Source organism: Streptococcus sp. CL6.22 (genome assembly GCF_049738055.1).
GTDB lineage: Bacteria > Bacillota > Bacilli > Lactobacillales > Streptococcaceae > Streptococcus > Streptococcus mitis_DJ.
In genome coordinates, this window is record NZ_JBKOTV010000003.1 from 75,135 (window position 1) to 97,486 (window position 22,352).

The 22,352-nt window shown below is 41.3% G+C and carries 19 protein-coding genes; 3 read left to right on the forward strand and 16 right to left on the reverse strand.

The window, feature by feature from the left end:
• Positions 1-68: 68 nt before the first annotated feature.
• The 12 genes from ACLNCW_RS02160 to ACLNCW_RS02215 form a co-directional block, all read right to left on the reverse strand.
• Entirely contained in the window at positions 69-938 is an 870-nt protein-coding gene (locus tag ACLNCW_RS02160) for a helix-turn-helix domain-containing protein (RefSeq protein ID WP_214614870.1), read from the reverse strand.
• A 3-nt stretch (positions 939-941) separates the two neighbouring features.
• Positions 942-1,328 carry a Mini-ribonuclease 3 gene (locus ACLNCW_RS02165; protein ID WP_000567927.1) on the reverse strand — a complete coding sequence of 129 codons (387 nt, stop codon included), beginning with the start codon at positions 1,326-1,328 and terminating at the stop codon, positions 942-944.
• The gene (gene cysS, locus ACLNCW_RS02170; RefSeq protein WP_247942231.1) at positions 1,321-2,664 is read right to left on the reverse strand and encodes a cysteine--tRNA ligase; all 1,344 of its coding nucleotides are present in this window, start codon (positions 2,662-2,664) and stop codon (positions 1,321-1,323) included. Before cysS ends, ACLNCW_RS02165 begins: the two co-directional genes overlap by 8 nt.
• A gap of 82 nt (positions 2,665-2,746) precedes the next feature.
• Complete coding sequence (locus ACLNCW_RS02175; protein ID WP_247942230.1) at positions 2,747-3,631, reverse strand: GNAT family N-acetyltransferase; 885 nt, start codon at positions 3,629-3,631, stop codon at positions 2,747-2,749.
• An 11-nt stretch (positions 3,632-3,642) separates the two neighbouring features.
• Positions 3,643-4,260, reverse strand: coding sequence for a serine O-acetyltransferase (gene cysE, locus ACLNCW_RS02180; RefSeq protein ID WP_247942229.1), 618 nt, complete (start codon positions 4,258-4,260; stop codon positions 3,643-3,645).
• 15 nt (positions 4,261-4,275) lie between these two features.
• A complete protein-coding gene (gene pnp, locus ACLNCW_RS02185; protein WP_247942228.1) occupies positions 4,276-6,489 on the reverse strand; it encodes a polyribonucleotide nucleotidyltransferase in 2,214 nt (737 codons plus the stop codon).
• 366 nt (positions 6,490-6,855) lie between these two features.
• Positions 6,856-7,722, reverse strand: coding sequence for a methylenetetrahydrofolate reductase [NAD(P)H] (gene metF / locus ACLNCW_RS02190; protein WP_424845293.1), 867 nt, complete (start codon positions 7,720-7,722; stop codon positions 6,856-6,858).
• Between the two features lie 103 nt (positions 7,723-7,825).
• The gene (gene metE, locus ACLNCW_RS02195) at positions 7,826-10,075 is read right to left on the reverse strand and encodes a 5-methyltetrahydropteroyltriglutamate--homocysteine S-methyltransferase (RefSeq protein ID WP_424845294.1); all 2,250 of its coding nucleotides are present in this window, start codon (positions 10,073-10,075) and stop codon (positions 7,826-7,828) included.
• A gap of 244 nt (positions 10,076-10,319) precedes the next feature.
• Positions 10,320-10,682 carry a TIGR02328 family protein gene (locus ACLNCW_RS02200; protein ID WP_424845316.1) on the reverse strand — a complete coding sequence of 121 codons (363 nt, stop codon included), beginning with the start codon at positions 10,680-10,682 and terminating at the stop codon, positions 10,320-10,322.
• Positions 10,666-11,070: a YbgA family protein gene (locus ACLNCW_RS02205; protein ID WP_424845295.1), complete on the reverse strand. Its 405-nt coding sequence runs from the start codon at positions 11,068-11,070 to the stop codon at positions 10,666-10,668. Before ACLNCW_RS02205 ends, ACLNCW_RS02200 begins: the two co-directional genes overlap by 17 nt.
• A gap of 54 nt (positions 11,071-11,124) precedes the next feature.
• Complete coding sequence (locus ACLNCW_RS02210) at positions 11,125-12,870, reverse strand: DUF2075 domain-containing protein (protein ID WP_424845296.1); 1,746 nt, start codon at positions 12,868-12,870, stop codon at positions 11,125-11,127.
• A complete protein-coding gene (locus ACLNCW_RS02215; RefSeq protein ID WP_049550740.1) occupies positions 12,870-13,205 on the reverse strand; it encodes a nucleotide pyrophosphohydrolase in 336 nt (111 codons plus the stop codon). The genes ACLNCW_RS02210 and ACLNCW_RS02215 overlap by 1 nt, the downstream gene beginning before the upstream one ends.
• Before the next feature lie 182 nt (positions 13,206-13,387).
• On the opposite strand from ACLNCW_RS02215, the gene ACLNCW_RS02220 reads away from it, so the two are divergent.
• A complete protein-coding gene (locus ACLNCW_RS02220) occupies positions 13,388-14,005 on the forward strand; it encodes a TVP38/TMEM64 family protein (RefSeq protein ID WP_049511033.1) in 618 nt (205 codons plus the stop codon).
• Positions 14,006-14,047: 42 nt separating this feature from the next.
• Here ACLNCW_RS02220 and scrK read toward each other — a convergent pair whose 3' ends face one another.
• Positions 14,048-14,935 carry a fructokinase ScrK gene (gene scrK, locus ACLNCW_RS02225; RefSeq protein WP_102210454.1) on the reverse strand — a complete coding sequence of 296 codons (888 nt, stop codon included), beginning with the start codon at positions 14,933-14,935 and terminating at the stop codon, positions 14,048-14,050.
• A gap of 253 nt (positions 14,936-15,188) precedes the next feature.
• Complete coding sequence (locus ACLNCW_RS02230; protein WP_424845297.1) at positions 15,189-17,093, reverse strand: sucrose-specific PTS transporter subunit IIBC; 1,905 nt, start codon at positions 17,091-17,093, stop codon at positions 15,189-15,191.
• A 364-nt stretch (positions 17,094-17,457) separates the two neighbouring features.
• Here ACLNCW_RS02230 and ACLNCW_RS02235 point away from each other — a divergent pair, with 364 nt between their 5' ends.
• Both ACLNCW_RS02235 and ACLNCW_RS02240 read left to right on the forward strand, forming a co-directional pair.
• Complete coding sequence (locus tag ACLNCW_RS02235; RefSeq protein WP_424845298.1) at positions 17,458-18,912, forward strand: sucrose-6-phosphate hydrolase; 1,455 nt, start codon at positions 17,458-17,460, stop codon at positions 18,910-18,912.
• On the forward strand, positions 18,893-19,858 hold the full coding sequence (locus tag ACLNCW_RS02240) for a LacI family DNA-binding transcriptional regulator (RefSeq protein WP_049500229.1): 966 nt from the start codon (positions 18,893-18,895) through the stop codon (positions 19,856-19,858). Before ACLNCW_RS02235 ends, ACLNCW_RS02240 begins: the two co-directional genes overlap by 20 nt.
• Before the next feature lie 36 nt (positions 19,859-19,894).
• Here the strand turns inward: ACLNCW_RS02240 and ACLNCW_RS02245 are convergent, their stop codons facing one another.
• A complete protein-coding gene (locus ACLNCW_RS02245; RefSeq protein WP_078237880.1) occupies positions 19,895-21,169 on the reverse strand; it encodes a hydroxymethylglutaryl-CoA reductase, degradative in 1,275 nt (424 codons plus the stop codon).
• The gene (locus tag ACLNCW_RS02250) at positions 21,169-22,341 is read right to left on the reverse strand and encodes a hydroxymethylglutaryl-CoA synthase (RefSeq protein ID WP_424845317.1); all 1,173 of its coding nucleotides are present in this window, start codon (positions 22,339-22,341) and stop codon (positions 21,169-21,171) included. The genes ACLNCW_RS02245 and ACLNCW_RS02250 overlap by 1 nt, the downstream gene beginning before the upstream one ends.
• Positions 22,342-22,352: the final 11 nt, after the last annotated feature.

Here is a 22,352-nt window from a genome sequence, read left to right on the forward strand (position 1 = left end):
AACGCTTTACATTTCTATGGCAAGGTGACCAAAAAAACAAAAAAGTTCTGTGCAACTTGCACAAAACTTTATAAAACATCTGGTAAAATCAACTGATAACACAAGGTCAGGTCAGTCAATTCCTTCAATTGAAGCCCTGTCAATTCTTCCCATTTATCAATCTTGTATTGGAGAGAATTGCGGTGCAAGTAGAGTTGCTGGGCTGTTTTAGTTAAGACAGCACTATTTTCCCAAAGGGAAAGAATGATTTCCTGAATCTGATCCTGATCCAAAATCATCTGGTGCAGATATTCCTTGATCGCCTTCAAGTCCACACTTCTTTCCCCCATACTCCAAAGATAGAGTTGTGAAAAAGTATGAACACCTTGGTGACCCTGACGCCACCAAGTCTTAAACAAATCGCGCTCTGCTTTAATCAAGTCTGATAGGGCTTGATGGCCTGTCTGAGACCAAACCTGGCCCAACATGATTGACAGACGAAGTCCAAAGTCATACTCAACCGCTTCAATCGTATCACTTAAAATAGCTCGTACAGAAGTGTATTTATCTTGTTGAAGTACGAAAACATAATCCTGAGCTCCTACCTGAAGCACTGTCTGACAGTTAGGAAATAGAGTCCGCATCATATCCAACCAAGAAGCTAGATTTTCCTGCTGAAAATAGGAAAGATGACAATAGGCCAACTGAATCTTTTTAAAAGTTTGTGGTGCCTGCCCTTTGCCCTCAATAAGATAGGAATACCAAGGATTGAGCGAACGAGCCTGCTCCTGCTGGGTCAAAAGGGCAACCAACTGCTTTTCACGCTCGCTGAGCTCAGCCTCCTCCAGCAAAATCCACTGCTGAGAAGCTAAAGGGAGTGTGAGATAGCCTTCTTTCTCTACTGGTTGGTCTGAAATCTGAGCTTCAGGAAACCAGTCTTGTAATTCTTTTGCCATCATGTCCTAGCCCTCCACTTTTTGGATGCACCACGAAATCAAGCTCTCAAGACGTTCCAGATTTTCAGTCATATGGAGATAGCCCATGACTGCTTCAAAACCTGTGGACATACGGTAGGTCACCACATCAGCATTTTTGGCCTTGGTGTGGCTATTGGTATTGCGGCCACGTTTGTAGATTTCTTCTTCTTTTTCCGTTAAGACTTGCTCCTCCAACATAAGGGAAATCAGGCGAGCCTGAGCCTTGGCTGAGACATACTTGGTCGCCTCTTGGTGGAGTTTATTGGGCTTGGTCATGCCTTTGAGGATGAGGTGACGACGAATATACATAGAATACACCGCGTCCCCCTCAAAAGCTAACGCAATCCCGTTAATGAGATTGACATCAATCACGTGTCCACCTCACTCCATCTTTGGTGTCAAGGAGCTTAATCCCTTGAGCAGCCAATTGGTCACGGATCTGGTCCGCTGTCGCAAAGTCACGATTGGCACGCGCTTCTTGGCGTTTTTGAATCAAGGATTCGATCTCAGCGTCCAAAACTTCCTCAACAAAGACAATTCCAAAGACTTCTAACATATCCGCAAGAGCTTGCTTAACACTTACATCATAATTGCCAGAGTTAATCCACTTGGCCATTTCAAAGACTACTGTAATACCGTTGGCAGAGTTGAAATCCTCATCCATAGCTGCTACAAACTTGTCTTTAAAAGCTTGTAACTCTTGGGTATCCACGTTTCCTGTAAATGGTTGTTCGTAAGTGTTCTTTAGATACTTGAGATTAGTCTCTGCATCACGCACTGCCTTTTCTGTAAAGTTGATAGGCTTGCGATAATGTTGAGTCGCAAAGAAGAAACGAAGCACTTGCCCATCGAGGGTTTTAAGGGCATCATGTACGGTAATAAAGTTGCCCAAGGACTTGGACATCTTGACATTGTCGATATTGACAAAGCCATTATGCATCCAGTAGTTGGCAAAGGTCTTACCTGTTTTGGCTTCTGACTGGGCAATTTCATTGGTGTGGTGTGGAAACTCTAGATCGGCTCCACCACCGTGGATATCGATGGTATCACCTAAAATCTCTGTCGACATGACCGAACACTCAATATGCCAGCCCGGACGACCAGGCCCCCAAGGACTGTCCCAAGAAATCTCGCCTGGTTTAGCAGATTTCCATAGAGCAAAGTCTACCGGATTTTCCTTGCGAGCCGTTTCTTCATCGGTACGACCTGAAGCGCCTAGCTCCAAATCTTCCAAGGTTTTATTAGCCAACTTGGCATAGTTGTGGGATTTTTCCACACGGAAGTAAACATCCCCTTGACTCTCATAGGCAAAGCCTTTTTTAATCAAGTCTTCCACAAAACGAATGATGTCAGCCATAAACTCCACTACACGCGGATGGCGAGTCGCAGGTTTGACACCCAAGGCCGTCACATCCTCACGAAAGGCAGCGATGTACTTGTCCGCAACCTCCTGAGGCGTGATTCCTTCTTCCTTGGCACGGTTGATAATCTTATCATCCACATCCGTAAAATTGGAAATATAGGCAACCTCGTAGCCACGGTATTCGAAATAACGACGAATGGTATCAAAAGCCACCGTTGAACGAGCATTCCCCACGTGGATATAGTTGTACACCGTTGGCCCACAGACATACATCTTAACCTTACCATCCTCAATCGGGACAAATTCTAGTAAATCACGAGACATGGTGTCATAAATTTTAATCATAAAATAATAGTCAGGAAAACCAAAATCAAAGAACACTTAGTTTCATCACTAAGAGTTCAATTCAATTTCAGTCCGAATCTCTCTAGACTTCGGAATCCCTTGCTCCTTTCTCATTCAGATAAACCACCTGGGTCTGTTTGACAAAGCCGATCTTTTCATATAAGCGTTTAGCACCTACGTTGCTGTCCTCTACTGCAATCTGAAATTCCTTATCATTTTGCTCAATCAGTTGGTTGACTAGGGATTTTGCTAAGTAGCTTCCATATCCTTTCCCACGTTCAGGTTCAGATATTGCTAAACCGTAGAAGTAATTCGTATTAGTCGATAAATCTACCGTGCAAGTTCCAATAACCTGACCGTCTTTTAACAAAATATATAAGCGACTTTCTGGATCCTTCAGAGCTTCAGCGACATATCTATCCACAACTTCTCTCGATTCATGTTCCTCTGAAAATGCCTGAAATTTTAACTGACTAATTTGCTCCTGATACGAACTATCTGCTAACAAAACTTCAAGATTAGAAACACTTGCTAACTGATAAGGGCTTCTATCCTTACCTAACCAGGTTTCTGTCTCTTCATCTTCAACCAATCCCCAGTTGCTGACAAAATCAGGATAACGGTCTAGAAAAATACGTTCTGTCTGAAAAGTAACTGAACGAATAGGGAAAGAAGCCGTTTCTTTCTCAAAACTAGTAAACAATGCACGCGCAATTCCCTGACGGCGATGATCTGGATGAACCAGTATCGTCACTTCCACATCTTGGTCATCTGCATAGACAGTTAATAAACCAACAAGTTCGCCTTTTTCATAATAAAGGAAAAAGGCGGGCATGTTTGGGTCAAAATTAAGCATGTTAGAGAGATAGGGATCACGATAGGTACCGTCATAGTTTTGGCAACAGTTAATTAGTTTTTTCGCCTCAGATAGCTCCTCTTGGCTTAACTTGTTTCTTGTTTGAATCATATAGGTATCCTCTACAACCCAGACGATCTGTGACTGGCATCTTTAGCCTGCTCGAGTTTATTGACGTAGTACTCTCGTTTTTCTTCGACTTCGTGGATCGTCGGTTCATCCTTCTGTCCATGAACTCGGACGATCTTAGCAGGAATACCGACAACCGTCACTTCACTAGGTACGTCTGCCACGACAACTGCTGCTGCACCGACCTTGGCATTTTCGCCGATTTCCACTGGTCCGATAACTTGGGCATGAGCGGATATAAGAGCTCCTTTGCGAACGGTAGGATGGCGTTTGCCACAGTCTTTTCCTGTTCCCCCAAGAGTCACTCCGTGATAAAGGAGAACACCTTTTTCAACAATCGCTGTTTCCCCAATCACCAGACCAGAACCATGGTCGATAAAGACACCTGAATCAATCTGGGCACCTGGATGAATCTCAATTTGAGTCCAAAAGCGCCAAAACTGACTGTGCATACGAGCCAAGAGTTTGAAGCCATGCTTCCAGAGAAAATGCGAAAGACGGTGGGCCGCCAAGGCCTTGACACCTGGATAAGTCAGCAAAACCTCCAAAGTGGTGCGGGCCGCTGGATCATTTTCTTTTACGATATCAATGGTTTCGCGCCACCATCCCATACATTTCTCCTTTTCTTATTCTGAATCTTTTGGTGTTTCTGTAAATTCTTTCTTAGGTTTGTGATCCTTGTGATGACGTGGGCGGTGAGGTCTCTCAGACTTTTCGCCTTTTTCATCACGTTCAGGTTTTGGAGGACGAGGAAGAAGGGCCTTCATAGAAGCATCCACACGTCCTTTTTCATCAATCTTGATAACCTTAACATCAACTTCATCCCCGATTGCTACCAAGTCTTCGACATTGTTGGTACGAGTCCAAGCCATCTCAGAGATATGAACAAGGGCATCTGTCTTATCAAAGAGGTTAACAAAGGCACCAAATTTCTCGATACGAACGACTTTAGCACGGTAAACTTCGTCCACTTTGGCTTCACGGACCAAACCAGCAATGATTTCTTTGGCACGGTTAATAGCATCTTGGTCGCTAGAGTAGATAGATACATTTCCTTCTTCGTCGATATCAATCTTAACACCTGTTTCAGCGATAATCTTGTCGATGGTTTCTCCACCCTTACCGATGACAATCTTGATTTTATCCACATCGATCTTGATGGTATCAATTTTCGGAGCAGTTGGAGCCAATTCTGGACGAACTTCTGGAATGGTTGCTTCAATCACATCAAGGATTTCAAAACGCGCTTTCTTGGCTTGAGCAAGGGCCTCAGTCAAGATTTCAGCAGTAATCCCTTGGATCTTGATATCCATTTGAAGGGCTGTAATCCCGTCACGAGTACCTGCAACCTTGAAGTCCATATCTCCAAAGTGGTCTTCCAAACCTTGGATATCTGTCAAGACTGTATAGTTGTTTCCATCTGAGATGAGACCCATGGCAATCCCTGCTACTGGCGCCTTGATTGGCACACCACCAGCCATAAGGGCAAGAGTTCCAGCACAGATAGAAGCCTGAGATGAAGAACCGTTTGATTCCAAGACCTCGGCCACCAAGCGGATAGCATATGGGAATTCTTCCAAACTTGGCAATACTTGAGCAAGAGCACGCTCACCGAGAGCCCCGTGACCAATTTCACGACGACCAGGTGCACCGTAACGACCAGTTTCCCCTACAGAGTATTGTGGGAAGTTATAGTGGTGCATAAAGCGTTTCTTGTACTCTGGATCCAAACCATCAATGATTTGAGTTTCACCCATCGGAGCCAAGGTCAAGACTGAAAGGGCCTGAGTTTGCCCACGAGTAAAGAGACCTGAACCGTGCACACGAGGAAGGAAATCAACAACCGCATCCAAAGGACGGATTTCATCGACCTTACGACCATCAGGACGTATCTTGTCTTCTGTGATCAAACGGCGCACTTCAGCGTGTTCCATTTGTTCCAAGATTTCAGCCACATCACGCATGATACGGTCAAATTCTTCGTGGTCCGCATATTTTTCTTCGTAAACAGCAGTAACTTGGTCCTTAACTGCTTGAGTTGCAGCTTCACGGGCCAATTTTTCTTCTACTTGGACTGCCTTTTGGAGGTCACTGTTGTAGGCTGCGATAATTTCAGCCTGCAATTCAGCATCCACATGAAGCAATTCCACTTCTGCTTTTTCTTTACCAACAGCTGCAACGATTTCTTCTTGGAAGGCAATCAATTCTTTGACTGCTTCATGTCCTTTAAGAAGGGCTTCCAACATGATTTCTTCTGACAATTCTTTGGCACCAGACTCAACCATGTTGATAGCGTGTTTGGTACCAGCTACTGTTAATTCAAGAAGAGAACGCTCTGCTTGTTCTTGACTTGGATTGATGATGATTTGGCCATCTACATAGCCCACTTGTACCCCAGCGATTGGTCCGTCAAACGGAATATCTGAAATAGAAAGCGCCAAGGATGAACCAAACATAGCTGCCATAGGTGCAGAAGCATTTTCATCATAAGAAAGCACGGTGTTGATGACTTGTACTTCATTACGGAAACCTTCTGCAAACATAGGACGGATTGGACGGTCAATCAAACGCGCCGTCAAGGTCGCATCTGTTGAAGGACGTCCTTCACGTTTCATAAAGCCACCAGGAAACTTCCCAGCTGCATACATTTTTTCTTCGTAGTTGACTTGAAGAGGGAAGAAATCCCCAGTTGCCATTTTCTTAGACATAACGGCTGCAGTCAAGACAGTTGACTCACCGTAACGCACGACAACTGCGCCATTTGCTTGCTTAGCAACCTGACCAGTCTCTACGATTAACTCACGACCCGCAAAAGTCGTTTGAAACACTTGTTTTGTCATTTTAATCCCCTTTGGATTGATGAAATTATACGCCTTGCCTACAAAGATCAGGATACAAAGGGCGTGAAGAATCCCGTATGAAAATAGGAGATTGACGCAGTGTGCGATGCACACTAGGAAATCTATCTTTTTCACTAGGGATTTAGCCCGTGTTCAACTATTAGATACTTTGAAAAGTTTAAAAATATTATTCTTTAGTATTTTTCCTTTTTATAGCAGATTTGAATAGTTAAAAATCTGTTTATACCCTCATCTTTGTATCAAGTACGTACAGAGTCTATTTTATCATATTTTTCTTAAAAAGTGCGGCCTTTACCATTAAAAAGGAACCATTCCCCTCACCTGAGAAGAATGGTTTGCTTTTTATTATTCTAGAGACTGATGATTAAACAAGGCATGAGTTGCTTGGTGGATGTATTTTGCTGTTTCAGCATTGTTCATAGTGTAGAGATGCACACCGACAACATCCTGAGTTACCAAGTCCACGATTTGGTCCACTGCATAGGCAAGTCCTGCTGCTCTGAGCGACTCAGGGTCATGCTCATACTTGTCTAAGATGGCTTTAAATTTACGTGGAAGATGGATATTCTCACAAGTCTTCAAGAGACGGAGAGCCTGATTTCGATTCAGAATTGGCATAATCCCTGCATGAATAGGAACATCAATCCCAGCCAAGATGCACTTATCTTGGAAATCATAGAAGCGCTCATTGTCAAAGAAAAGCTGAGTTACAAGGCTCGAACAACCTGCATCCACTTTCTTCTTAAGATTTTGAATATCTGAAATCTGATTTGGTGAATCTGGATGACCTTCTGGATAACAAGCACCAACAATATCAAAGTGAGGGGCTTGCTCCTTAATGAACTCGATCAAGTCAGTTGCGTAGCGGAAATCCTTTTGTGGTTCCACATCTGGAATAATATCCCCACGAAGAGCCAAGATTTTCTGCACCCCAACCTTGTCCAAGTCTGCAATCGTTTCAGCAACCTTGTCCTTGGTCAAATAGATGGCTGGCAAGTGAGCAATAGTCGGAATCGCCAAGTCATTTTGGATAAAGTCAGCCAAACGAACCGTCGTTTCCTTGATATTAAATTTATTATTGCTGGCAGTTACACTGATAAAGTGAGGAGCCAACTCCTGCATATCTTGAAGAGCAGAAATAATGTTATCATTACCCACGGCTGGGTTGGGAGGGAACACTTCAAATGAGAGTGACGGTGTTTGGCGTGACATAGTCCTTATCCTTTTCTAGTTGATTTTTTTCGTTAGCTGGATTCCTAAAATCCAAGTGAAACAGGCAGATTGACCAAACAGTGCTTCTAGAGAAATCCTTATCTTACAATTTCTCACGCGCAGCTTTAGCTGCTTCAACAAGGCGGATCAAGCTTTCTTTTGTTTCTGGAATACCACGTGTTTTCAAACCACAGTCAGGGTTGATCCAAACTTTCTTGCTTGGCACTTTAGCAAGAATGGCTTCGATTGTATGGTCGATTTCGCCTTCATTTGGCACACGAGGTGAGTGGATATCGTAAACCCCAGGTCCCACTTCTGTTTGGAAGTTTTTCGCTTTGAGTTCGTCCAAGATTTCAAGGTTTGAACGGCTAGCTTCAAATGAGATAACGTCTGCATCCATGTTGTCGATAGCTGGGATGATATCTGTAAATTCTGAGTAACACATGTGAGTGTGGATTTGTGTATCTGGCGCTACTGTTGAGTGTACCAAGCGGAAGGCAGGAATTGCCCAGTCAAGGTAGTCTTCGTACCAGTCGCTACGACGAAGTGGCAATTTTTCACGAAGAGCAGCCTCGTCGATTTGGATGATTTTCACGCCAGCAGCTTCAAGGTCAAGAACTTCATCCTTGATAGCAAGAGCGATTTGAAGAGTAGAATCCTTGATAGAGATGTCTTCACGTGGGAATGACCAGTTGAGGATGGTAACAGGTCCAGTCAACATACCTTTAACAGGTTTGTTTGTACGGCTTTGTGCATAGCTAGACCATTTAACAGTGATAGGGTTAAGACGAGTGACATCACCCCAGATGATTGGTGGTTTAACTCCACGCATACCGTATGATTGTACCCAACCATTTTTAGAGAAGAGGTAACCTGACAAGTTTTGACCGAAGTACTCAACCATGTCGTTACGCTCAAATTCACCGTGAACAAGGACATCAAAGTCGATATCTTCTTGCCATTTAATCCATTCATCGATCGTTTCAGCAAGGAAAGCATCGTACTCTTCTTGAGACAATTCACCTTTACGGTAAGCCAAACGTTTAGCACGAACTTCTTTAGTTTGAGGGAATGAACCGATAGTTGTTGTTGGAAGAGCTGGAAGTTTGAAAGCTTCTTCTTGGATAGCTTCACGTTCTGCAAAGGCTGGCAAACGAGTGTAGTCTGCGTCTGTCAAGCCAGCGATGCGCGCACGAAGTTCCGCATTTTCACCCACACGCTCAGTCGCAAAGAGTTCTTTGTTGGCTGCAAGTGCTTCTTCACCTTGACCATTGCGGATAGCATCCAAATCACGGATCTCATCCAATTTTTCAACTGCAAAGGCAAAGTGGTTCAAGATAGCTGGTTCAAATTCTTCGTTAGCTGTTGTAAATGGCACATGAAGAAGTGAGCATGAGCTTGTCAAGACAATGTTTTCAGCTGGGATTTGCTCAAGAACAGCCAAGCTCTTTTCGTAGTTGTTACGCCAGATATTTTTACCATTGACAATACCTGCATAAAGAGTCTTGTCAGCTGGGAAGCCAGCTTTAACGAGTTCAAGAGTTTTCTTACCTTCAACGAAGTCAAGACCGATAGCATCTACTGGTAAGTTTACAAGGTCAGCGTAGACGTCACGAACGTCTCCGAAGTAAGTTTGAAGCAAGACTTCAAGACCTTTTTTGTCAGCCAAGAGTTTGTTGTAGAGGTTCAAGAAGAGAGCTTTTTCTTCGGCGGTCAAATCTTTCACAAGAGCCGCTTCATCCAATTGGATGCGAGTCGCACCAAGTTCAGCCAATTTTGCAAAAACTTCTTGGTAAGCAGCAACTAAGCTGTCTACGAAATCTTCTGCTTTCACGCCTTCTTCAAAGTCTGACAATTGAAGGAAAGTGAATGGACCTACAAGAACTGGGCGAGTGTTCAATCCAAGTTCTTTTGCTTCTTGGAACTCATCGAAGATTTTGTGACCAGCCAATTTTACTTGAGTGTCTTTTTCAAACTTAGGAACGATGTAGTGGTAGTTGGTGTTGAACCACTTCTTCATTGGAAGAGCACGAACATCCCCTTTTTCTCCTTGGTAACCACGACCCAAAGCGAAGTAGCGCTCAAGGTCAGATAAGTCCAAGTTTTGAACTGAAGCAGGTACCACGTTGAAAAGGAAAGCTGCATCTAGGAAGTTGTCATAGTGAGAAAAGTCATTTGATGGAATTTCAGTGATGCCTTTTTCTTTGACAATGTTCCAGTGTTTAGCACGCAAATCTTTTGCGGCTGCCAAGAGTTCTTCTTCTGAGATTTCTTTTCTAAAGTATTTTTCAGTTGTAAATTTTAATTCGCGGAATTCGCCCAAACGAGGGAAACCGATGACTGTAGTTGACATGATGTGTCCTCCAAAATTTGTTGTTGAAACTATCTTAACAGAAAAGAATGCGTCTGTATAATTGTAAAAAATTAGGCTTTGATATAGTTTGAAACTATATCTCTGTTTTAGACAAAAGAAAAAGACTTGAAACAAATGCCTCAAATCCTTTGTATATCTTGTTTTATAGCTCTATTGCAGTTAGGCTCTTCAAACGTGTTATTAGTAATTCTTATAAGTGACTATGACTTGTTATTAGAAAAGACTATAGGTTGATCCCCTTCTCTCGGAGATTAGCTAGACACTCCTCATAGTATGCATCGTCATGTTCGCTATAGATAGGACTAGTCAACTTTTCCTCTGCTAAGTATTGATAAGGAGGGCAGGTCTTACCTCGGTAGTTCTTGTCCAACCACTCTGGACTGACATTGTAGCCACGGTCAGTCATTTCCTCCATGATTAAGCGATGATAGGCATAGAGACGATAGGGAGACTGGGTAAAAACATAGTCCACTGTCGCATGCTTTCTGCCCCAGCCATTGCCACGTAGGGCGCAGCACTCTCGATGCTGCCCCAAAAGTTGAGGACGGGGAAGTTGTGGAATCAAAGCCTCATGCCAAAGTCTTATGACACTCTCCTTTCAGTAAAGTAGAATTTTGAAGATAAGCATTTGGGTAACGTTCAAGCAACTCTCTCGTCTTAGCAATTACATCTTCCTTGGAAGCTTGAGCAAAGCGGTAGCGATCCAACAAGAGCATATAATCTTTACGCTCATCCTCTGTCGCTTTCTTCTTGAAATAACCCCAAACATGCTGAAAAGCATTGCAAACCTGACCCCTGTGCTCTGGAATCTGACAGGCACGGTCAATCATCTCCTGAACCTGACTCACCTCCACCTCTTCATTCTTGAGATATTGGCGAATCTCATTGTAAATATTGCTGGAGTGGCTCAAAACGAGGTATTTGTTTCTAGCCCAGAGTTGCTGGCAAAGGGCACGTTGGTTGTTATTATTCATAACTGACATTATACCATGTTTGGTTTCAAAAAAATCTATTCTTGCCTTATACTCTTATAAAATTGCCTCTTTTAAAGCTGCTTGAAGTTCTTCATCTACTGCGTATATATACAGTCCATTTACTCCTCTTGTTAGTAAAACATTTAATTCATTTTTTAAAAGATCTACACCAAAGTTTCTCATTTCACCATTGTCAAGTTTTCTATTTTGGACTGCACCTTTATTTTTACTAGCATAAATATCGAACTTAACTTCTCCATTTCTATATTTGACTGATGGACCAATAATGACTCCAGCGTAATTCAAATCAAAACCTTGAACAGTAAAAGTTGAACCTACTTCATTAATTGTTTGTGGTTGTTCAATCCAAGAAAGTTTAGAGTCTTTTTTATCCCTACGTAATTCTCTATTCCAAGGACATGACCAGTCGTCTATTTCCACACACCAATAGTCTTTATCTATTGGTTTAGATTGACTACTATAATCCCAATCATAGGTTGCTATTAACCTAGAAATTCCTAAGTGTTGATTCTTATCTTTTAATTTAATAGCATCCTGTAATTCCTTTGGTGAATTAAATATTTGGATATCATAGTTCTTGTCATCTTTTAATTTGGTAATTTCTCTTTTATCAATAATATTTCTAATCCAACTAATTGTAGATTCACTAGCTTTTATACGCATTTGATTGTTTAGTTCTATTAAATTGCCAGATTGTTTTGCATGATGTTGTAAAGTTAAAAATGAATCATCGACCCAGATTTGGGACTTATTCATTATTTGATTATCATCGTAAACTAGAACGACTACTTTAGATTTTGAAAGAATATCCTTTAAATGATTGCCACCTTGATAAGCTTGGTTTTTTGCTGTCAAAAGTAAGTGCCCTTCATCAATAACGACTATACCAGCATCTACATCTTGTTTTTTCAGTGCATTTAGAAACTGGGTTGGTTTCATAGTAACATCAAGATTTAACCCACTTTTCCACTCAAGCTTTTTCTCAATTTCTTTATAGACACTTAATTGGTCGTCATGATTGACAACTAGATTTATAGTATTATTTTCTCTTATAAATTCTGTATCATCAGAATTCAATAAATCATCTATTAAAGAACTCATCAGTACCGTTTTCCCAGCACCAGCTTCTCCTTTAACCAAGATTAAAGTTCCAAATTCATTCTTACTAAGAGCTGAAGTAATTTTAAAAATGATTTCATTTTTAGCTTTTATTTGCTCAGTGGTTAATTTATGAAAAGGCGAGGATTTGAAAATAGCAGAATTTCTAACAATACTTTCAGCAGGAAATAGAAATTGATTTTTTTTATTTAACGAACGCCAAATTTTTGAAAAAATTGAATCTAACTCATCGGATGTATAATATTCATTTTGAGGATTTCCTCTTCTATTTTGTACCCTGGTTACATTATCTACACTTGATAAATATAACATTAAGCGATTTTCTATATCTAGAGTTAACGACTTATTAAAATGATTGTGACCAATTACAAACACCTTCGTTGTCGAAGATGTTGCAAAATCTCTCCAATCATCTCTATTTTCTTTTTTTATATCGTCAATTAAGTGTTGACTTGTTCGCCGAATTATATCAGTTGTTTCTCCTATGTACACACTAAATCGATTCTTTTTCTCATCGTTAACAATATAAACTACCGGATAATCAAATAAAAATTTTAAATCATTTTTATTTTCATTAAATTTAAGTTGGTTTTTAAGTTTCACCAACGAGTTACTGGTATAATCTATTTCTCTAACAATTGGACTTTGTATTTTTACCATTATTTCTCCAACTCAGTGTATTTTTTGTTATTACCTTTGCTCAAGTTAACTGGATATTTCATATTGTTAGAGATAAGTTTATCCTCAATAATCTTATCTACATCAAGTTGTAAATTATCAGCTAACATAAAACTATAAATTAAAACATCTGCCAACTCTTCAGCAATTTTATCTAATGAATGGCTGACAACTTCATCTGGCTGTTTCCATTGGAACAATTCTAAAAGTTCACTAGCTTCCAATGAAATAGATATAGCTAAATCTTTTTCATTATGAAATTTTCTCCAATCCCGATCATCTCTAAATTTATTAATTTTATCTATTGTTGACTTCATTTATTTTCTCCGATATAAATTTACTTATACACATTATATCATGAAACCCGTTCTTAACTTTTATAATTAGAATAAAATTAGGTTTAAATCCTTGAACTTCACTCTAATCCAAACACAATCCATTCCCCCTTTCTCCTCCAAAATATGGTATAGTAGAACTATACTATCTATGAGGAGTTTACATGTCACAGGATAAACAAATGAAAGCTGTTTCTCCCCTTCTGCAGCAAGTTATCAATATCTCATCGATTGTCGGCGGGGTTGGGAGTTTGATTTTCTGTATTTGGGCTTATCAGGCTGGGATTTTACAGTCTAAGGAGACCCTCTCTGCCTTTATCCAGCAGGCAGGTATCTGGGGGCCACCTCTCTTTATTTTTTTACAGATTTTACAAACGGTCGTCCCTATCATTCCTGGGGCCTTGACCTCTGTGGCTGGCGTCTTTATCTACGGCCACATCATCGGTACGATCTACAACTATATCGGCATCGTGATTGGCTGTGCCATTATCTTTTATCTGGTGCGACTCTATGGAGCTGCCTTTGTCCAGTCTGTCGTCAGCAAGCGCACCTATGACAAGTATATCGGTTGGTTAGATAAGGGCAATCGTTTTGACCGTTTCTTTATCTTTATGATGATTTGGCCCATTAGTCCAGCTGACTTTCTCTGTATGCTGGCTGCCCTGACCAAGATGACCTTCAAACGCTATATGATTATCATCATTCTGACCAAGCCCTTTACCCTCGTGGTTTATACCTACGGTCTGACCTATATTATCGACTTCTTCTGGCAAATGCTTTGACACATAAAAAATCCGTTTGGTTTCCCAAGCGGATTTTGTGCTTTATTTTGAAACTTCTTTTGCAAGAACAAAGTTCCCAAGTGTGGCAGAACCATTTCCTGCGACTGCTGGCGTCACGATGTAGTCACGCACATCAGGTACTGGTAAGTAACCATTTAGAAGAGATGTAAATTTCTCACGGACACGGTCCAGCATGTGTTGTTGAGCCATGACCCCTCCACCAAAGACAATCACGTCTGGGCGGAAAGTCACTGTCGCATTAACCGCAGCTTGAGCGATATAGTATGCTTGAACATCCCAAACAGGATTGTTCAGTTCAATGTTTTCCCCACGAACACCTGTACGAGCTTCCAAACTTGGACCAGCTGCATAACCTTCCAAACAACCCTTGTGGAAAGGACAAACACCGTTGAATTCTTTTTCAATATCCATTGGGTGTCTAGCCACATAGTAGTGACCCATTTCAGGGTGACCCACACCGCCGATAAACTCACCACGTTGAATGACACCTGCACCAATACCTGTACCGATTGTATAGTAAACTAAGTTTTCAATACGAGCACCAGCATTGTTACGGGCAACCACTTCACCATAGGCAGAGCTGTTTACATCTGTTGTGAAGTACATTGGCACGTTAAGGGCACGACGAAGGGCACCAAGCAAGTCCACATTTGCCCAGTTTGGTTTTGGAGTCGTTGTGATAAATCCATAAGTTTTTGAGTTTTTATCAATATCAATCGGACCAAATGAACCAACTGCAAGACCAGCAAGATTATCGAATTTTGAGAAGAACTCAATGGTTTTATCGATTGTTTCGATTGGAGTTGTTGTTGGAAATTGTGTTTTTTCTACAACGTTAAAGTTTTCATCACCGACAGCACAGACAAACTTTGTACCGCCCGCTTCCAAGCTTCCATATAATTTTGTCATAATAAACCTCTTGTTTTTATTTTCTTTATTATAGCATATTTCGAAAGTCTAAATTTCTCTATTTTTTAGATTTTCCTCTGTAAATCTTACTATCTAATAAAAACGAACAAACATATCATTTGTTCGTTTTCATTGTGAGAGGGAATATTGTACTCAATGAAAATCAAAGAGCAAACTAAGAAGCTAGCCGAAGGCTGTACTTGAGTACGGCAAGGCGAAGCTGACGTGGTTTGAATTTGATTTTCGAAGAGTATTAGATTTTCACTTCAATAACGGCATCTCCCTTAGCAACAGATCCAGAAGCAACTGGATTTACTGAAGCAAAGTCTGCAGTGTTTGTTACGATAACCATAGTTGTGTTATCAAGTCCTGCAGCGGCAATCTTAGCTGAGTCAAATGTTCCAAGAACATCTCCAGCTTTAACCTTGTCACCTTGAGCAACTTTATGGTTGAAGCCTTCACCATTCATTGAAACAGTATCGATACCAACGTGAATTAAGATTTCAGCACCGTTAGCTGTTCTCAATCCATAAGCATGGCCAGTTGGGAAGACGATTGTTACTTCAGCATCAGCTGGTGCGTAAACAAGGTCTTGGCTAGGTTTCACAGCGATACCTTGTCCCATAGCTCCGCTTGAGAAGACTGGGTCATTTACATTTGAAAGAGCAACAACATCACCAACGATTGGTGTTTGGATTGTTTCGTTTTGAAGGGCTGCTGGAATTTCCTCATTTACCTCTGTAGCTTCTTCAGAAGTTGTTTCTTCTGCCACTTCTGTTTCTTCTTTGTAGCCAAAAGCATAAGTCAATCCGAAACCAAGAGCAGTTGTTACTAGAACCATAAAGATATACTTGAGAAGTTGACCATTTATGTAGAGAAGTGTTCCAGGAATGATAGTAATGCCAAAACTAGTACCTGCCAAACCTAGGATGTTCGCTAACCAACCACCTGCAGCACCTGCAATAAGACCCATGATAAACGGTTTACCGTAACGAAGGTTAATACCAAAAATTGCTGGCTCAGTAATACCTAATCCTGCAGAAAGAGCTGCTGGGAAAGCAAGTGCTTTAATTTTGGGATTCTTTGTTTTTACACCAACAGCAAGAGTTGCTCCAAGTTGAGCAGTCATAGCTGCTGTAATAATAGCATTAAGAGGATCTGAACCTGTAGAAGTAACAAGGTTAGCCTCCAAGAGATTGAAGATATGGTGAACACCTGTAACAACGATGACCTGATGAACACCACCAAGGATTAATCCACCTAGACCCACTGGAAGACTGAGCAACCAAACAGTAGCGACTTTGACATAGCTTTCAACTTCGTGGAATACAGGTCCAATGACAAACAAGGCCAAAATAGACATTACTAAGAAAGTCAAGAATGGTACAAGGAGTAAATCTAATACATCTGGAATACGCTTACGGAGCCACTTTTCTAGTTTAGCACCAGTCAAACCAACGAAGAAGGCTGGTAAAACTGAGTTTTGATAGCCGACAACTTTGATAAAACCAAAGAAGAGGATTGGTTGAGCATCACCAGAGGCCACAGCCCAGGCATTTGGTAAGGATGAGTTTACCATCATCAATCCTAGAACCAAACCAAGCAATGGATTTCCACCGAAGACTCGAAAGGCTGACCAACAGATTAAGGCTGGGAAGAAGGCAAAAGCTGTATCTGTCAAAACAACTGAATAAGTATAGAAGTTTGTTGCTTTAAAAGCTTCTGCAGTAGTTCCAAACAAAGCTAAGACTTGATCCTGAACGATAGCCCCACGAATCCCCATAAAGAGACCAGTAGCAACAATTGCTGGCAAAAGAGGTACAAAGACGTCACCGAAAGTACGGATGGCACGTTGGAACCAATTTCCTTGTTTACCTGCTTCTTCTTTCATCTCATCCTTAGATGCTGTTGGCAAACCAAGAGCTACGACTTCATCGTACATCTTGTTTACTGTACCCGTACCAAAGATGATTTGGTATTGACCTGAGTTAAAGAAAGCACCTTGAACTTTTTCCAAGCTCTCGATAGCATCTTTATTGATCTTTGCTTCATCTTTAACCATAACGCGAAGACGAGTCGCACAGTGGGCTACACTGTTAACGTTCTCGCGTCCGCCCAAGGCTTCGATGACTTTTTTTGCAATTTCTGTATTGGTCATTTGCAAAAATCTCCTTATAAAAAATTTGTAAAATGTTTGAAAGCGATTTTATCCGCCCTACGCATATAATTCTATCATGTTTTTAAAATATGTCAAGCGTTTTGCAGAAAAAGTTTTAGCATTTTGAATTTTTTGATTGTTTTTGATGTCTTTGAAATAAAACAAGCAATATTTCACCTATTATTGTGAGGTTTTTAAAGATTTTTTTGCAAATTCTTTCATTTTTTCATTTATTTTCATAAAATCCTTCAATCCGTTTCTGTCAATCGTTTGATATTTTTTTCTTAATTTTATGATAAAAGACTTGCTTTTTTAAAAGGAAACGTTTACTATAAAGATAGTAGAATTTATGGAGGGAATATAAATGGAATGGACTACCGAACGTCGTTACAGACGTTATGAAGATTGGACACAAGAAGAAAGAAAAGAAATCCAAGAAAAGATGGCACAATCCCCATGGCATGTCAGCTATCACATTGAACCAAAGGAAGGACTCCTTAACGACCCGAACGGTTTTTCTTACTTTGATGGCAAGTGGGTTGTCTTTTACCAAAACTTCCCCTTTGGTGCAGCTCATGGATTGAAGTCTTGGGTTCAGCTTGAAAGCGACGACTTGGTTCACTTTACTGAAACAGGTGTAAAAATCTTACCTGATACTCCACTTGATAGCCACGGCGCTTACTCTGGATCTGCTATGCAGTTTGGTGATCAATTGTTCCTATTCTATACAGGAAATGTCCGTGATGAAAATTGGGTGCGTCACCCTTATCAGATTGGTGCCTTAATGGATAAGGACGGCAAGATTGAAAAGATTGATAAGGTCTTGATTGATCAACCAGCTGATGCTACCGACCACTTCCGCGATCCACAGATTTTTAACTTTAAAGGACAATACTACGCAATCGTCGGTGGACAGGACTTGGAGAAAAAAGGCTTCGTTCGTCTCTATAAGGCTGTCGATAATGACTACACAAACTGGCAAGCAATTGGCGACCTTGATTTTGCTAACGACCGCACTGCCTATATGATGGAGTGCCCAAATCTTGTCTTTGTCGGAGAACAACCTGTCCTTCTCTACTGCCCACAAGGTTTGGATAAAAAAGTTCTTGAATATGACAATATTTATCCAAATATGTATAAAATTGGTGCTTCCTTCGACCCTGAAAATGCTCGTTTGGTAGATGTGTCTGAACTACACAATCTAGACTATGGTTTCGAAGCCTATGCTACTCAAGCTTTTAACGCTCCGGATGGACGTGCTCTCGCTGTTAGTTGGCTTGGTTTGCCAGATGTGTCTTATCCATCTGACCGTTTTGACCATCAAGGAACTTTTTCATTGGTAAAAGAACTTACCATTAAAGATGGCAAACTCTATCAGTACCCTGTAGAAGCCATCAAGTACCTTCGAGCTTCAAAAGAGGAATTTTCAAATCGTTCTGAAACTAAGAATAGCTACGAACTTGAGCTGAACTTAGAGGCTAATAGCCAAAGTGAAATCATCCTTCTTGCTGATAAAGACGGAAAGGGGCTATCTATCAATTTCGACCTTGTCAATGGCCAAGTAACCGTTGATCGTAGTCAAGCAGGTGAGCAATATGCTCAAGAATTTGGAACTACTCGCTCTTGCTCAGTTACTAATCAAGCAACTACTGTCAATATCTTCATCGACAACTCAGTCTTTGAAATTTTCATCAATAAAGGAGAAAAAGTATTTTCTGGTCGTGTCTTCCCACATGAGAACCAAAATGGAATTCTCATTAAATCTGGAAACCCAACTGGAACTTACTACGAATTAGAATATGGTCGCAAAACTGACTGATGTCGCAAAATTGGCTGGTGTCAGCCCTACTACTGTTTCACGTGTCATCAATAAAAAAGGCTATCTATCTGAAAAAACCATCCAAAAGGTCAATGAGGCCATGCGAGAGTTGGGCTATAAACCTAACAACCTTGCTCGTAGCCTCCAAGGGAAATCAGCCAAGTTAATCGGTTTGATTTTCCCAAAAATTAGCCATGTTTTCTATGCTGAATTGATTGACAAATTGGAACACGAACTCTTCAAAAAAGGCTACAAGACCATCATCTGCAATAGTGAGCACGATTCGGAAAAAGAACGTGAGTATCTTGAAATGCTAGAAGCCAACCAAGTGGATGGAATCATCTCTGGTAGTCATAACTTGGGAATTGAAGACTACAATCGCGTAACGGCTCCAATCATCTCTTTTGACCGTAACCTGTCTCCAGATATCCCTGTCGTTTCTTCTGACAACTATGCTGGTGGTGTCCTAGCCGCTCAGACCTTGGCTAAAACTGGAGCCAAATCTATTATCATGATTACAGGAAATGACAACTCTAATTCCCCAACTGGACTTCGTCATGCTGGTTTTGCTTCAATCTTGCCAAAGGCTCCTATTATCAATGTTTCCAGTGATTTTTCACCCCTTCGTAAGGAAATGGAAATAAAAAATATCCTGACCAAACAAAAACCAGATGCGATTTTCGCCTCTGATGATTTGACTGCTATTTTGGTTATTAAGATTGCCCAGGAGCTTGGAATCTCTGTGCCTGAACAACTCAAAGTGATCGGCTATGACGGGACTTATTTCATTGAGAATTTCTACCCTCACCTCACTACCATTAAACAACCCTTGGAAGAGATTGCTCGCCTAACAGTTGATTTGCTCTTACAAAAAATTGAAGGTAAAGAGGTTGCTACCACTGGTTATTTCTTGCCAGTTAGTCTCTTACCAGGTAAAAGTATTTAAACAAAAAACTCGGACTGAATCAGTCTGAGTTTTTTCTTATAATCTAAATTTTTTCAAAAGTGTTTGGGCTTTTTCTAAATTAAAAGTTTTTTCAGCAATCAAGCATTCTACCAACTTAGGCACTTCAGCCTCTGTGGCTCCTGCAAGGAGGGCTAGTGACTTCGCTTGAAGTTTCATGTGTCCATGCTGAATTCCTGTGCTGACAAGAGCTTTAAGAGCTGCAAAGTTTTGTGCAAGACCAATTGACACGATAATTTGAGCCAATTCCTTAGCTGATGGATGACCTAGCAACTCATGGCTGAGAACTACACGAGGATTAAGACCAATTGATCCACCCTTGGTAGCAACTGGCATCGGCATAGTCAGCTCTCCTATTAACTCTTCTGTTTCCAAATCCATCATCCAATGACTGAGACCTCGATAAGCACCATCATGACTGGCATAGGCATGCGCTCCTGCTTCGATGGCACGCCAATCATTTCCTGTCGCAATCAAGAGAGCATCGATTCCATTAAAAATTCCCTTATTGTGAGTAGCTGCTCGATAAGGATCTGCTTGAGCAAACTGGCTGGCTAAAACCATTTTTTCTGCTAGTTCACGCGCTTCATCCTTCTGGCGACTCAAATAACGAAAGGCGATCCGACAGCTTGCTGTCACCAGAGAATCGGTCGCGTAGTTTGACAGAATCCCCATGAGACTCTGTCCCTGACAGAGTTCTTCTAAGACTGGTTTCAAGGCTTCCAGCATGGTGTTGAGCATATTAGCACCCATGGCTTCCTGGGTATCGACATGGAGATAAACAACGAGAAAGTCAGTTTCGCCTTTTATCTGCTCTACATGCAAATCACGCGCCCCACCTCCACGTTTGACGATAGAAGGATAGGCCTGATTGGCAAGTTCCAAGAGCTCAGTCTTTTTGTTTGTAATCTTCTCTTGAGCTTGTTCAGGTTCAGCAACTTGATAAAGAGCTACCTGCCCAATCATCTGGCGCTGATGAACCTGAGCAGTAAAGCCACCTGCTCGCTTGATGATTTTACTTGCATAGCTGGCCGCAGCAACCACGGACGGTTCTTCTGTCACATAGGGAACTGTGTATTCCTGACCATTGACAAGGACCTCTGGAACCAGCGAATAAGGCAGAGAAAAAGTTCCCACCACATTCTCACTCAGCTGGTCTGCCACAGTCACACTTATCTGTTCATCCTGCTCCAAACTCACTTGCTTCTCAGGACTAAGGAGCGCCTGAGCTTGTAACAACTTGAGGCGCTCTTGGTATGATTTTTTAGAAAATCCATTCCAACTTATCTTCATTATTTTTCAACCTTGCTATAACGGCGTTGGTGGTCAACAATTTCAACCAAGGCAAAATCTTGATTTTCATAGCCAGAAAACTGGGTAGAATTTGTTTCATCTAAGTCTACTTCCTCAAAGAAGACTTTTTCATAGTCTGCAACAGACAGGGCAGTTCGTTGGTTGAGCTTGTTCAAACGGTCTTTATCCAGATAAGCTTCATATCCTTCAACCAATGCACCACTGAAGAACTCAGCTACAGCCCCACTTCCGTAACTATAAAGGGCAATTTTATCCCCAGCCTTCAAGCTATCTGTATTTTCCAAGAGAGACAAAAGTCCGAGGAAGAGGGAACCTGTATAGATATTCCCCACCTTTTGACTGTAGAGAATAGACTGGTCAAAATGCTTTTGCAAGAGGTCTTTTTTCTCTTGAGGCAGACTCTTATCCATGATTTTTTTCAAGCCTTTTAGCGCTAATTTAGGATAAGGCAAGTGGAAGCAAACCGCAGCAAAATCATCTAAGGTAAGCTGGTAGCGTTTTTGGTATTCAAGCCAAGTCGTTTTCAAACTATCTAGATATTGCTGGGTAGAATAGACACCATTTACATAAGGAGTTGTTGAGTAATTTGGACGCCAGAAATCCATGATGTCACGAGTCTGAGCCACATTGTCGTTATTAAAGGCCATAATGCGTGGATTCTGTGTAATCAACATGGCCACACTGCCAGCACCCTGAGTTGGTTCTCCTGGAGTTTCAATACCGTATTTGGCAATATCACTGGCAATGACCAAGACCTTGGACTCTGGAGAATTTTCCACATGTAATTTGGCATAATGAAGGGCCGCTGTCGCTCCATAGCAGGCTTCTTTAATCTCGAAACTACGAGCAAAGGGCTGGATGCCCAGCAAACCATGCACAAAGACAGCTGCAGCTTTACTCTGGTCAATTCCTGACTCGGTAGCCACAATGACCATGTCGATTTCTGCTCTTTCTTGCTCAGTTAAAATAGAGTCACTTGCACTGACTGCCAAGGTCACGATATCCTCAGTTATAGGCGCAATACTCAATTCCTTGAGTAAGAGTCCTTTGCTTAATTTTTCAGGGTCAATTCCCCTCGCTTCTGCTAAGTCTTGTAATTTCAAGACATATTGACTGGTCGCAAAACCAATCTTATCAATACCGATTGTCATATTTACCTCTG